The following is a 12820-nucleotide window of genomic DNA, read 5'->3' as shown; positions in this document are numbered from 1 at the left end:
CGGGGTGTGGCGGGGCGTCAAGAGGTTTCGAACAATGTCCGATGGGTCGAACGGGCGGAAACGCACGAAACCCCCGTTCCCTCAGGGAAACGGGGGTTTCGGTGCGGTGGCTACTTCACGGGCCGTACCAGTTCCCAGGTGTCGACCGCGAAGTCCAGCTTCATGCCGTGCCGTTCGTAGAGCGCGAGGGCCCCGGTGCTGTTGTCGGTGTCCACACCGAGGCCGATACGGTCGCGGCCGAGCGCCGCGAAGTGGCCGAAGGCGTGGCGGAGCAGCAGACTGCCGAGGCCACGGCCCCGGGCCTCGCGCAGCACACCGATGCTGGAGATCCAGGCCATCGCGGAACGGTCGTTGCGGGACCGCAGCGCCGCCACATCTCCGAGGCCGTCGACGTGTGCGATCCAGACCAGCGACCAGTCGACGTTCTCGGCGTCGATGTCGTTCAGCCACTGCTCGTACGTCCGCGGCTGGAAGTCGAAGTGGTCGGCGAAGCTCGTCTGCAGCAGGGCGTGGGCCTTCCGGCGGTCCGGTTCGCCGCCGGTGCAGGCGCGCAGGGTGACGCCGGGCGGGGGCGTCGGCGGCGGCTCGGTGGGGGAGAGGGGGCGGGCCAGCACGTTGTAGCGGCGGACCGTGCGCCAGCCGCGTCCGCGCAGGGCGTCCAGGTCCATGGTCGGCGCGATGTTGAGGTGCAGGTGGACGACGGCGCGGTCCGCGCCGTTGGCCGCGGCGCGCTCCGCCGCGCGGACCTCCATCAGGTCGAACAGGTGCAGGGCGCCCAGGGGGTGGTCCGGCAGCGCGTAGTGGTCCATGTCGACGCGCTCGCCGCCGGACTCGTCCCACAGCAATCCGTACGCCACGAGGTGGTCCCCGTCGAACAGCAGCCAGGAGTCGCGCTCCAGGTCCGCCTCGGGGTGCTTCAGGTCGGCCTGCACCTCGGCCAGTTCGGTCTCGGCCCGGCCGACCTCCAGCACGTCGATCTCGTTGAGCAGCGCGCACACCGTCTCCGCGTCGGCGAGGGTGGCCGGGCGTACGGTCAGGCCGGGTGGGAGGGGGGTGGACGTCGTTGTCATGGGCCCACTGTCCGGGGGGTGGGGTGGGAGGCGCAACGGGGTTTTTGGGCCGGGGTGGGGTGGGCCGGGGTTCGAGGGGTGCCCTCCGCCGGGGCTGGGCGGGGTGGGTTCCGCCGCTCGGCGGTTACGAGGTGCCCCCTGCGCCCACCCGTGCCGCCCCAGCGGCACGATTGCCCGCAGGGGGAGGCGGGACTGTGGCAGCCGGGTCCACCCCTCTAGGGGCGCGGGGAACTGCGCGATCAGCCACGTACTACCCGCGGCCGCCGAACAACCCGCATCCCCGAGCTGTCACGCGCCCTCGACCCACCACGCACCCCCGAGCTGTCACGCGCCCACGACCCACCACGCGCCCCGAGCTGTCACGCCGCCACCGGCAACCCCGGGGTCCGGAAGACCCGCTGCTCCGCGTCCACCGCGAAGACCTCGCAGCCCTCTCGCGACGCCGCCCACTCCACACCCTCCGCGCCCATCGCGAACGCCGCCGTGGCTGTCGCGTCGGCCTCTGTGAGGGTCGGGGCCACCACCGTGAGGCTGAGCAGGCCCGTCGCCGGGCGGCCGGTGCGGCCGTCGAGGATGTGGTCGCCGCGCTCGTAGCGCGCGGACGTCGCCACCGCGCCGTCCGTGACCGACAGGACCACGCAGAGGCGGTCGGCCCGCTCGGGATGGCGTACGCCCACCCGCCACGGACCCCCGGTGGCCGCCACGTCACCACCGGCGTTGAGGCAGAGCCGCCGCGCGCCCCCGTCCGTCAGCAGCTCGGCCGCCCGCTGCACGGCCCACCCCTTCACCATGGCGCAGGGGTCGAGCCCGCGCCCCGGCAGCCGTACGTCGAACGCGCCGCCCGTGGCCACCCGGTACTCCTCGCACAGGGCCAGCACCTCGGCCAGGTCCGGGCTGACCTCGTCCGGGGCCAGCTCGCCCCGGTCCAGCCGGGACACCTCGCTGTCGGCGCGGAACGGGCTGAACCGGGCGTCGACCTCGCGCAGCCAGGCGAACGCCGGCTCCGCGGCCTCGGCCGTGGCGCCCTCGTCCTCGATCAGCAGCGAGATCGGGAACCCCATGATGTGTTCGACGCGGCGCACCGGATCAGGCCTTCGCGTCGATCGCGGCCTGGAGGGACTCCCGGTAGCCGTCGCTGGTGATGGTGGCGCCGGAGACGGTGTCGATGTCGGCGCTCTGCGCCGCCAGTGTCTCCTTGATCAGCACCGGGACGGCCGCCTCGGTCTGCGGGTGGTTCGGCTGCTTCAGCATCTCGACGGCGGTGATCTTCTCGCCCTCGAACGTCACCTGGACCTGGACGTCACCCTTGGAGGTGCCCACCGTCGAGCCCGCGACCGTCTGTGCGGCGCTCTCCGCCGAGGAGGAGTCGGACGCCGAACCGGAGTCGTCGGACGAGGCCGCCGACTTCCCGTTCTCGTCGATCGCGGCCTGGAGGGACTCCCGATAGGCGTCGCTGGTGATGGTGGCGCCGGAGACGGTGTCGATGTCGGCGCTCTGTGCCGTCAGGGTCTCCTCGATCAGCACCGGCACCGCGGCCTCGGTCTGCGGATGGTCCGGCTGCTGCAGGAACTTCACGGCGGTGATCTTCTCGCCCTGGAAGGTCGCCTGGACCTGGACGGGTCCCTTCTCGGTGTCGATCGTCGGGCCCGTGACCACGGTGGAGCCCGACGACGTGGACGCGGAGGCCGACGGGGCGGGTTCGGCGGTCGTCGTCGTGGACGTCGTGTCGGTCGAGGGCGCGTAGCGCCAGACGGGCACCAGCGCGGCGGCGCTCAGGACCAGGGCGGGTATGGCTCGTTTCACTGTGCTGTCCTCGTGTCCCGGTGTCCGTCAGCCGGCCAGGCTGAAGCGTTCGAAGTGGATCTGCGGCTTGGGCACGTCCAGCTCGCGCAGGCTGCCCAGGACCGCGTTCATCATCGGCGGCGGCCCGCACAGGAACACGTCCCGGTCGGTGATGTCCGGCACCATGCGCTGCAGTTCGCGCGGCGCCAGCAGGTCGGGGCTGACGGGGCCGGAGACCAGGTGCAGTTCGGCGCCCTTGTCGAAGGCGAGCTGCTGCAGCTCGTTGTAGAGGACCGCGTCCTGCTTGTTCGCCACCCGGTAGATGACCACGGCGTGGCCCTGGATGTCCTCCAGCAGGGCCCGGATCGGGGTGACACCGACGCCGCCCGCGATGAGCACGGACTCCGGCCGGGTGCGGTGCATCGCGGTGAAGGCGCCGTAGGGGCCCTCGGCGAAGACCCGGGTGCCGACCTTCACATGCCGCAGGGCGGCGGAGCCCTCGCCGGCCGCCTTCGCGGTCAGCCGCAGCTGCCTGCCGTCGGGCGCGGCCGACAGCGAGAACGGGTTGGCCTGCCACCAGCGGTCCCGGGTGAGGAAGCGCCACAGGAAGAACTGGCCGGCCTGGGCGGGCATCCGGTCCAGGTCACGGCCGGTCATGTAGATCGAGACGACGTTGTCGGCCTCGGGGACGACGGCGGTGACGCGGAGCTGGTGCCGCCAGTTGCGCCACAGCGGGAGCACCAGCCGGCCCAGGAACACCGAGGTCAGGGCCGCGCCCCACAGCACGTACCAGTACGCGGTCGCTGCCTCCGACGAGGCGAAGGACGTACCCGCCGTGACCTGGTGCGTGAAGGCCAGCACGACGGCGACGTAGGTGTACAGGTGGATGAAGTGCCAGGTCTCGTAGGCCAGCCTGCGGCGGGCGAAGCGGGCCGAGACGACACCGATCACCATGATGATGCCGAGCGCGACGATCGAGCGGAGCACACCCTCGACGGTCTCGGCGAGGTCGACCAGCTGGCTGACCGGGTCGAGGTCCGAGGACTGGGCGTAGCCGAAGGTGATGAAGACGCCGTGCGCGACCAGCAGCCACAGCACCGAGAAGCCGGTCCAGCGGTGCCAGGAGGTCAGCCGGTCCATGCCGATACGGCGGTCGAACCAGGGCAGCCGGGCCACCAGCACCAGCTGGAAGGCCATGAGCAGCGCGCCGAACAGGCCGGTGAGACGGCCCAGCACGATGAGGGCGTTGGAGGCGAAGCCCGCCTGGACGAAGAAGAAGGTCACCGCGGCGACGTTCGCCGCCAGCACCAGGTACAGACCGGTACGGGCGACCACTTTGGGACGTGCTCCCGAGCGGTTGGCCGCTGCGGGGCGTTGTTGGACGGTGGTCACGGGGAGAACTCCTTGATCGAGTGGGGGATACGAGCTTCTCCGGTGACCGCTGTCGTTTTCCTGTCGGACAACTTTCAAGTTTTTATCGATCCGCTGCCAAGATGCGAGCGGCTATGGCAGGACACGATCGGTAGCGCAGTATGAGCGTGTGGAAAAAGTGCGACTGCTCGTGGTGGACGACGACCCGCCGATCGCGGACCTGGTGGCGACCGTCGCCCGCTACGAGGGCTGGGACGCGGTGACCGCGCACTCCGGCGAGGAGGCGTTGCGGCAGGCGGCCGCGTTCCATCCCGACATCGTGGTCCTGGATCTGATGCTGCCGGGCGTGGACGGCTTCGGCGTGCTCGACCGGCTGCGGCAGTCCGGCACCATGGTGCCCGTGGTGTTCCTGACCGCCCGGGACGGCGTCGCCGACCGGGTCGCCGGCCTCACCCGGGGCGGCGACGACTACCTGGTCAAACCGTTCGCCGTGGAGGAGCTGATGGCCCGGCTGCGCACCGTGCTGCGCCGCAGCGCCGGACCCGCCTTCCAGCGGTCCGTGCTCCAGGTCGCCGACCTGTCGATGGACGAGGACACACGGGAAGTCCGCCGCGGCGACAAACTCCTCACACTCACCCCCACCGAGTACGAGGTCCTGCGCTACCTGATGCGCAAGTCCCCGACCGTCCTCACCAAGGCGCAGATCCTCGACCACGTCTGGGAGTACGGCTTCGGCGGCCGCTCCAACGTCGTCGAGCTGGTCGTCAGCCGACTGCGCCGCAAGCTCGACGACACCGGGGAACCGCTGATCCACACCGTCCGGGGCTTCGGCTACGTCCTGCGCCAGGCCACCGAGTGATCGCCCGGCTCCGTCGGACGTACCGCTCGATGCGCCTCGGCACCCGGCTGGCCCTCGGCCTCGGTGCCCTGGCGCTCGTCGTGTTCGCCGTCGTCGGCAGCGCGCTGACCATGTACATGCGCGACTATCTCTCCGCGCAGCTCAACGAACAGCTGAAGATCGCGCAGATCGCCCAGTCCAAGAGCATCGCGGACTACGGCACGCTCAAGGGCAAGAAGTACTACCGCTGGTACTACGCGGTGTACGACACCTCGGGCGGCACCCCGGTGCTCCAGAAGCCCGAGGACCCCGGCGACCTGCCCAAGGACATCGACGACTTCACCCTCGTCGCCAAGGCGCTGACCGTCGAGGGCACGGAGGTCACCCGCACCGAGCACCTCAAGGGGCAGGGCCAGTACCGGCTGCGGGCCTGCGAGGTCGAACCCGGGGTGATCCTGGTCAGCGCCGCGCCCATGGACGACATCGAGGACACCGTCGGCCAGCTGGTCACGGTCCAGGTCGTCACCTTCGTCCTCGCCCTGATGGCGCTCGTCGTCTTCGGCCGGGCGATGCTGCGGCGCGGCCTCAAACCCCTGAGCGACATGGCGCACACCGCCCGCGGTATCACCTCGCACGATCTGACGGACTCGGCGCGGCTGCCGGTCCGCCACGACAACCGGGACGGCGGCCCCGAGGTCGAGGAGCTGCGCACCGCCTTCAACACGATGCTGGAGCACATCGACGACGCGCTCGCCGTCCGCACCGAGGCCGAGCAGCGGCTGCGCCGCTTCGTCGCCGACGCCTCGCACGAGCTGCGGACGCCGCTGATGTCGGTACGCGGGTACGCCGACCTCTTCCAGTACGCCGCCGCGCACAGCCCCGAGGAACGCGACAAGCATCTGGCCCGGCTGCGCGCCGAGGCCGCCCGTATGGGGTATCTGCTGGACGACCTGCTGATGCTCGCCCGCCTGGACGCCGCCGATGTGGAGACCCCGCTGCGGCTGGAGGACGCCGACCTGGTGCGGCTCGCCCACCAGGCGGGGGACGCGTTCCGCGCGGGCCACCCCGGCCATCCCCTCACCATCACCGCCGGCCCGGCGCCGATCCCCCTCCGCCTCGACCCCCTCCGCCTCCGCCAGGTCCTCGACAACCTCCTCACCAACGCGGCGGTCCACACACCGCCGGGCACGGAGGTGTGCCTGGAGGTCGTGGTCGAGGCGGGTGGCGCCGAGTCGGGCACGGTGGACGTACGGATCACCGACTCCGGGCCCGGTATCCCGGCCGACGACCAGGAACGAGTCTTCGACCGTTTCTACCGCGTCGACAAGGCCCGCAGCCGTGACCGCGGCGGCAGCGGCCTCGGCCTCGCCGTCGCCCGCTCCCTCGTCCGCGCCCACGGCGGCACCATCACCCTGACCAGCGAGCCGGGCACGACGACGTTCACGGTCCGCCTGCCGCTGGACGGGGGGCGGGCGTAGCCGGGGCGTCCGGTCGCCTAGGCTGATGCGCATGGGCAAGGCGGTGCGGCAGGCCGGGCGGGCCACGCTGCATCTGGGTGTTGCGGCGGCGATGGCCTTCGGGCTGTACCTCTTCGTCACGGTGCTGCTGATCACCGCGATCGCCACGCTCGCCGTCGTGGGCGCCTGGATGCTGCCCGAGACCGTGACGCTGATCCGCCGCATCGCCGGGGCGAAACGCCACTGGACGGCGGCCTGGACCGGGCGGACCGTCCCCGAGGCCTACCAGCCCATCGAGGGCACCCTGCGCGAACGCCTGCGGATCGCCGTCCGCGACCCCGGCACCCACACCGACGCCCGCTGGATGCTCGCGTACTACGTCTACGGCGCGCTCTTCTTCCTCGCGGTCCCCCTGTGGCCGCCGGCCCTGCTCGTCGACGGCGTGTGGTGCGGCCTGGCGCGCCGCGCCCCCGTGGTCCTCCCCTGGATCAGCCGCCTCGCCGACCTCGACGCCCGCTGGTCCGAGACCCTGCTCAAGCCGTCCCCGAACGCCCGCCTGGCCGAGCGGGTGGAGGAGCTGACGGCGACCCGGGCCGACGCGATCGCGGCCCACGGCGCCGAGCTCCGCCGTATCGAACGCGACCTGCACGACGGCGCCCAGGCCCGCCTGGTCTCCCTCTCCATGCGGATCGGCCTCGCCCGACGCGCGTACGACCGCGACCCGGAGGCCGCCCGCAAGCTGCTCCTCGACGCCCAGGACCAGGCCGAGGCCGCGCTCACCGAACTCCGCCACGTCGTACGCGGCATCCACCCCCCGATCCTCACCGACCGCGGCCTCGCCGGAGCCGTACGGGCACTGGCGGCGAGCAGCGGCCTCGAAGTGACCGTCGACGTACGCGGGTTGGAGGACGCCGACGGCCCGCGTCCGCCCGCCGCGGTGGAGGCCGCCGCGTACTTCGTGGTCGCCGAGGCCCTCACCAACGCGGCCCGGCACAGCGGCGGCGACCACGCCGAGGTCCGCCTCGCCCGCACGGCAAGGGGCATCCGGGTCTCGGTGCGCGACGACGGCCGGGGCGGCGCGGAGACCGGCTCCGGGGCATCCGCGATGGGCGGGTCCGGGCTGCTCGGGATGCGGCGGCGGGTCGCCGCGCTCGACGGGAGCATGGCGGTGACCAGCCCCGTCGGGGGTCCCACGGTGATCGACGTGGAGCTGCCCTGCGTATGGTGAGCGACAAGCGGAACGGAACCGACGGCCGCTCCGGGACAGAGGTGGGACTGCCGTGCGTGTGGTGATCGCCGAGGACAACGCCCTGCTCCGGGAGGGCCTGGTCCTGCTGCTGACCTCGGCCGGACACGAGGTGGCGGCCGTCGCCGGCAGCGGCCCCGAGGTCCTCCCCGCCCTGCTGGAACACCACCCGGACGTCGCCGTCCTGGACGTCCGGATGCCGCCCGGCTTCCGCGACGAGGGCCTGCGTGCCGCCCTGGAGGCCCGCCGGAAGATCCCCGGCCTGCCGGTGCTGGTCCTCTCGCAGTACGTGGAGGAGTCGTACGCCGCCGAACTGCTCGGCGGGGGAGCGGGCGGGGTCGGCTATCTGCTCAAGGACCGGATCGGCCGGGTGGACGAGTTCCTGGACGCGCTCGACCGGGTCGCGGCCGGCGGCACCGCCCTCGACCCGGAGGTGGTGACCGAACTGCTGACCCGCCGCAGGGACTCACCGCTCGACTCGCTCACCCCGCGCGAACGCGAGGTGCTGGCGCTGATGGCCGAGGGGCACGACAACGCCACCATCGCCCGGACCCTCGTCGTCACCGAACGCGCCGTCAGCAAGCACATCGGCAACGTCTTCCTGAAGCTCGGCCTGCCGACCAGCGACAGCGGCCACCGCAGGGTGCTGGCCGTGCTGGCGTATCTGAAGAACAAGCCCTCCAGCAAGTAGGGGCGCCGTCAGAACGACGGCGCCCCCACCCCTTACTGCCGGACCGGACTCAGCTGCACTTACGTCCGGTGTTGATGCACTGCACCGCCTTGTTCATCAGCTTCTGGTCGAAGACGTTGATGAAGTCGCCGTGGTCGGTGACCGGCTTGTGCTGCTGCTCGGGGAAGCTGTCGAGCGAGTAGAACGGACGGGTCTTGCCGTTGTCCTTCACGCTGGGCGCGTCCACGTCGTACACCAGACGCTGCACCAGCTGCGGGATGGCCTTGAAGCCGGCCGCGCAGTTGCCGTTCGCGTCGGCGAACGCCACGTGGGTGCGGTGGTTGGCGCTGTCGATGTTCTTGCCGTCCCAGCAGCTCTGGAACTTGAAGGTGCGCACCACGTCGCTGCCCGACGGGCAGAGCGGGTACTTGTCCTTCAGCTGCACCTTGTTCTCGAAGCCGGTGCAGCTCCAGGACGCGTTGGCGTTGGCGGGGCCGTTGACGAACGCCTTGGCGTCACCGGTGATGATGCGCAGCAGCCTGGGCATCGCCACCACCTTGCCGCGGGGGCTGCCCACGAAGTTCAGGGTGGCCTGCTTGGCCGTCAGGATCCGGCCCGTGTTGCCCTCGGCGCCGCCGCCCTGCTGCGCGGCGTCGAACTCCTTGGTGCCGTCCTGGAGACGCAGCACCGGCCAGAAGTACGACGACCGGTCGCCCTTGTTCCTGCAACTGGTCCCGGCCTTGGCGAGGTCCTGGTCGCTGGAGAAGGCGTCGTTGTCCTGGTTGCCGACGTAGTCGTGCATGTGGTGCGCGCCGTTGGTGACACCGGGCGCGACGATGACGTTGTCGCTGTTGTACAGCTTGTTGGCGTTCACACCGCACTTGGTGACGAAGCTGCCCTTCGAGGCCTTCGACGACCTGGCGGGCGTGCGCACATTGGGCTTCACCTTGGTGATGTCCACGAAGTCGGCGGCGACGGGACCGTTGCCGGCCACACCCGCGTTCGTGTTGTTGCCACCCTGGTTGTTCCCGCCCTGGTTGTTGCCGCCGCTCTGCGCGGGCGCGGGCTGGTTGCCGGTGGCACGCAGGGTGCAGGCCGCGAGGGCGTCGAGGCCCTGCGGCTTGGCCGCCACCCGGCCGATGGCGGTGGCGATCCGGTCGATCGTCGCCTTCCGCTTGTCCTTCAGCGGGCCCACGATCGCGTTCTGCGCGAAGTTGGGGTCCTGCTGGATCGCCCGCTGCGAGGTGGACAGGCGCTGGTACGCCTCGGAGATCTGCTTGTCGAGCAGGGCCAGTTCCCTGTCGACCTGAGCCTTGGCCTGAGCCGGCACCGACGTCAGCTTCTGCCCCACGTCGGGGCAGTCGATGGTGGACGTTCCGGCCGCGAGCACCTGGTTCTGGGCGGAGCCCTTCGACGCACCGGTCTCACCCGCCGAGGCGTAGATGTTGACCGCTACCAGTCCACCGGCGCCGACGGCCACCGCGGCTGCCGCGCCCACCAGTCGGCGGGCGGTGTTCGATCTCTTTCGCGTGTTGCGTCTCATCAGGCCTCTCAAGGACGACTCCGGAGCCGGCGGGACGACCGGCACGGGTCAAGCGCCTCCTTACCTACGTAGCCCGCAAACCGAATGCTCAGCCAATTCTCAGATTCGTAGATTCATCCATGAGCAAAGCTCGCGCACCCTCCCAATCCTGGCCGGGGCGACCGTCGTTGGGACGCCCCGGCCAGGATTGGGCCCACTCTCGGCCCTACTCGTCGAACGTCACGACGACCTTCTCCGCCGCCCCCGGCGTCAACGCCAGCTCGAAGGCCCGGCCGACCTCGGAGGCGGGCACCCGGTGGCTGATCAGCTGGGCGAAGCGCTCGTGGTGCTCGACGATCTCGGGGGTGACCTCGAAGATCTCGGTGGGGTAGCCCTGCGAGGCGATCAGGGTCAGCTCGCTGCGGAGCATGCCGCCGAGGTCGATCTCCGAGCCCTTCTTCTGCACGGCGACCATGACCAGCTTCGCGCCCCACTTCGCGGAGCCCACCACGGTGTTGAACACGGCGGGCGCACCGGCCGCGTCGATGAAGATGTCGGTGCCGGGCCGGGGCTGGCCGAGCGCGTTGGCGGTTTGACCGTGCAACTCGGTGAGCCGCGCGGCGACATCCTCGTTCGCCGAGTCGATCACCGCGTCCGCGCCCACGGCCAGTGCCTTCTCCAGCCGGGACGGGATGACGTCGGCGACGACCACGTGCTTCACCCCGCGCAGCTTCAGCCAGATCGCCGCGCCGAGTCCGATGGGCCCGGCACCGAACACCACGACCTTGTCGTCGGGCCCGGCCCCGGAGCGGTTGACGCAGTGCCGGGCCACGGCCATCGGCTCGTTGAGCGAGGCGACATCGAAGGGCACGCTGTCGGGAAAGACGGCCACGCTCTTGCCGGCCTCGGCGTTCTCGATCAACAGGTACTCGCTCATCCCGCCGTACCTGCCGCCGCAGCCGATGATCCCGGTCGGCGCGTCCTGCGGATTCACCACCACCCGGTCCCCGACCGCGAGGTGGTCGACCTCGGCGCCGACCTCGACGATCTCCCCGGCCGGTTCGTGCCCGAGCGCCACCGGGATCAGCTCACCGCCCAGATGGGCGCGGGACGGTACGCCTCCCATGTGGAGGAAGGTGACGTCGGTGCCGCAGATGCCGCAGGCGCGGACGCGGACGAGCACGTCCTTGGGGCCGGGCACGGGACGCTCGACATCCACGATCTCGACCTTGCCGACACCGGCGGTCCGGACGGACTTCATCGTCGCCATGGGGTGACTCGCTTTCTGGTGGAACGGGGACGGCGCAGGGCGGAAGCCCTGGGCCGGGAGGAGGAATCAGACGGCGGCCCAGGCGTCGTCGACCGGCAGCACCACACCATTGACGAAGGCGGCGGCGTCCGAGGCGAGGAACAGAATCGCGTCGGCCTGCTCCTCGGCCGTGCCGAGCCGCCCGATGGTGGCGCCGATCAGCCCGCCGATGACCGCCGGGCCATGGGCCTGCTGGTCGGCGTCGACCTGGATGTTGGTCATCGTGGGACCGGGGGCTATCGCGTTGGCCCGGATGCCCTGCTTGCGGTACATCACCGACAGGCTCTTCACCAGGCCGACCACACCGTGCTTCGACGCGGTGTACGCGGCACCGGCGGCGCTGCCCCGCAGCCCGGCCTCGGAGGCGGTGAAGACGATCGAGCCCCGCTCCGCCTTCAGCATGTGCGGCAGGGCGGCCCGGGTGAGCAGGAACGGCGCGGTCAGATTGACCCGGATGACCCGCTCCCACTCGCTGTCGTCGACATCGGCGAGGGCGGACATCCGATCCATGATCCCGGCGTTGTTCACCAGGACGTCCAGCCCGCCGAAGGCCTCCACGGCACGCGCGACGACCTGGTCCACCACCGCCTGGTCGCTGAGATCGCCGACGACCGCGACCGCGGTGCCACCGGCCGCCCCGATCGCCTCGACGGTCTCCTCGGCGGCCTCCTTGTTGAGATCGGCCACGAGCACCTTCGCGCCCGCCGCGGCGAACTTCAGGGCCGCGGCCCGGCCGATGCCGGACCCGGCGCCCGTGACGACGACGCTGCGGCCGTCGAGACCGATGCTGCTCATGAAGTGTCCCTCTTCCATCGGTTTCCGGAGCCGCTCGTCCGACCCCGTCGCATTGCTTGAGTTAGGCAAGCACATGTGACTTACTTGAGTCAAGCAATGAGAAGGGTAAGGTGACGTCCATGTCCCCATCGCCGCCGGCGGCCGTCCCCGCCTCCCCGGAAGTGATCGAGATCGAACGGGCGCTGACGCAGATCACCTATCTGAGCACCAGAGCCCGCCAGCACGAGCGGCTGATGGCCCTCGCCGGAGTCCTCCTGGACCGCGCCGCCGTGGCCCTCCTGCGCCAGGTCGCCGACTCCGAACCCCTGCGCCCCGGGGAGCTGGCGGACCGCCTCGACGTCGAGGCCTCCCATGTCACCCGCCAGGTACAGCGGTTGGAGAGGTCCGGCCACCTCGCCCGCGTACCCGACCCCGGCGACCGCCGCATCCGCCTCACCCCCACCGGCCAACACGCCATCGACCGCATCCGCGAGGCCGGCGCCCTGGGCATGACCCTCGCCCTCTCCGACTGGCCCCCCGCCCACCTCACCCAACTCGCCACCCTCTTCCACCGCCTGCTCGCCTCCTTCCCCGCCCCACCCCCACAAGCCGACTGACAAAAGGCGCCCCGAAGTGACCGTGCGAGGCAAGGTGCAGGCGAGGAACCGCCGAACCCTGCAGAGACGGCCCCCGAACGGCGGGGAGGCCGCAAACGGACGCGAGGGGCCGTGCCGGTGCGTAGCAGTCCGTCGCATACAGCGGCCCAGAGAACGGCTCCCTA

Annotated in this window: 12 protein-coding genes; 5 read left to right on the top strand and 7 right to left on the bottom strand. The window is 71.1% G+C overall.

Going from position 1 to position 12820, the window contains the following annotated elements; all coding sequences use genetic code 11:
- Positions 1-110: 110 nt before the first annotated feature.
- The 4 genes from ACZ7MG_RS21795 to ACZ7MG_RS21780 all read right to left on the bottom strand — a co-directional run bounded on the left by ACZ7MG_RS21795 (position 111) and on the right by ACZ7MG_RS21780 (position 4244).
- Positions 111-1070 carry a GNAT family N-acetyltransferase gene (locus ACZ7MG_RS21795; protein ID WP_471391288.1) on the bottom strand — a complete coding sequence of 320 codons (960 nt, stop codon included), beginning with the start codon at positions 1068-1070 and terminating at the stop codon, positions 111-113.
- Positions 1071-1429: 359 nt separating this feature from the next.
- Positions 1430-2152 carry an FAD:protein FMN transferase gene (locus ACZ7MG_RS21790; RefSeq protein WP_471391290.1) on the bottom strand — a complete coding sequence of 241 codons (723 nt, stop codon included), beginning with the start codon at positions 2150-2152 and terminating at the stop codon, positions 1430-1432.
- Between the two features lie 4 nt (positions 2153-2156).
- A complete protein-coding gene (locus tag ACZ7MG_RS21785) occupies positions 2157-2873 on the bottom strand; it encodes an FMN-binding protein (protein WP_471391293.1) in 717 nt (238 codons plus the stop codon).
- A 27-nt stretch (positions 2874-2900) separates the two neighbouring features.
- The gene (locus ACZ7MG_RS21780; RefSeq protein WP_471391296.1) at positions 2901-4244 is read right to left on the bottom strand and encodes a ferredoxin reductase family protein; all 1344 of its coding nucleotides are present in this window, start codon (positions 4242-4244) and stop codon (positions 2901-2903) included.
- Positions 4245-4392: 148 nt separating this feature from the next.
- Between ACZ7MG_RS21780 and ACZ7MG_RS21775 the strand changes: the two genes are divergently transcribed.
- Genes ACZ7MG_RS21775 through ACZ7MG_RS21760 form a run of 4 tightly spaced genes read left to right on the top strand, consistent with a single transcriptional unit; the run spans position 4393 to position 8455 of the window.
- Positions 4393-5082 (top strand): response regulator transcription factor, encoded by a 690-nt coding sequence (locus tag ACZ7MG_RS21775; RefSeq protein ID WP_471391299.1) that lies wholly within the window; start codon positions 4393-4395, stop codon positions 5080-5082.
- Positions 5079-6539, top strand: a complete 1461-nt coding sequence (locus tag ACZ7MG_RS21770) for a sensor histidine kinase (protein ID WP_471391301.1) — start codon at positions 5079-5081, stop codon at positions 6537-6539. Before ACZ7MG_RS21775 ends, ACZ7MG_RS21770 begins: the two co-directional genes overlap by 4 nt.
- Before the next feature lie 31 nt (positions 6540-6570).
- The gene (locus ACZ7MG_RS21765) at positions 6571-7746 is read left to right on the top strand and encodes a sensor histidine kinase (RefSeq protein ID WP_471391304.1); all 1176 of its coding nucleotides are present in this window, start codon (positions 6571-6573) and stop codon (positions 7744-7746) included.
- A 52-nt stretch (positions 7747-7798) separates the two neighbouring features.
- Complete coding sequence (locus ACZ7MG_RS21760; RefSeq protein WP_471391306.1) at positions 7799-8455, top strand: response regulator transcription factor; 657 nt, start codon at positions 7799-7801, stop codon at positions 8453-8455.
- A gap of 49 nt (positions 8456-8504) precedes the next feature.
- On the opposite strand, the gene ACZ7MG_RS21755 is transcribed toward ACZ7MG_RS21760, so the two are convergent.
- The 3 genes from ACZ7MG_RS21755 to ACZ7MG_RS21745 form a co-directional block, all read right to left on the bottom strand.
- Positions 8505-9977, bottom strand: a complete 1473-nt coding sequence (locus ACZ7MG_RS21755) for a DUF1996 domain-containing protein (RefSeq protein WP_471391308.1) — start codon at positions 9975-9977, stop codon at positions 8505-8507.
- Between the two features lie 205 nt (positions 9978-10182).
- Positions 10183-11226: a zinc-dependent alcohol dehydrogenase gene (locus ACZ7MG_RS21750; RefSeq protein WP_471391310.1), complete on the bottom strand. Its 1044-nt coding sequence runs from the start codon at positions 11224-11226 to the stop codon at positions 10183-10185.
- Between the two features lie 66 nt (positions 11227-11292).
- The gene (locus ACZ7MG_RS21745; RefSeq protein WP_471391312.1) at positions 11293-12060 is read right to left on the bottom strand and encodes an SDR family NAD(P)-dependent oxidoreductase; all 768 of its coding nucleotides are present in this window, start codon (positions 12058-12060) and stop codon (positions 11293-11295) included.
- A 119-nt stretch (positions 12061-12179) separates the two neighbouring features.
- Between ACZ7MG_RS21745 and ACZ7MG_RS21740 the strand changes: the two genes are divergently transcribed.
- A complete protein-coding gene (locus ACZ7MG_RS21740; protein WP_471391315.1) occupies positions 12180-12656 on the top strand; it encodes a MarR family winged helix-turn-helix transcriptional regulator in 477 nt (158 codons plus the stop codon).
- The last annotated feature ends 164 nt before the right edge of the window (positions 12657-12820 follow it).

The organism is Streptomyces sp. NPDC107538, from assembly GCF_055657445.1.
This window is presented reverse-complemented; position numbering and strand designations above follow the sequence as displayed.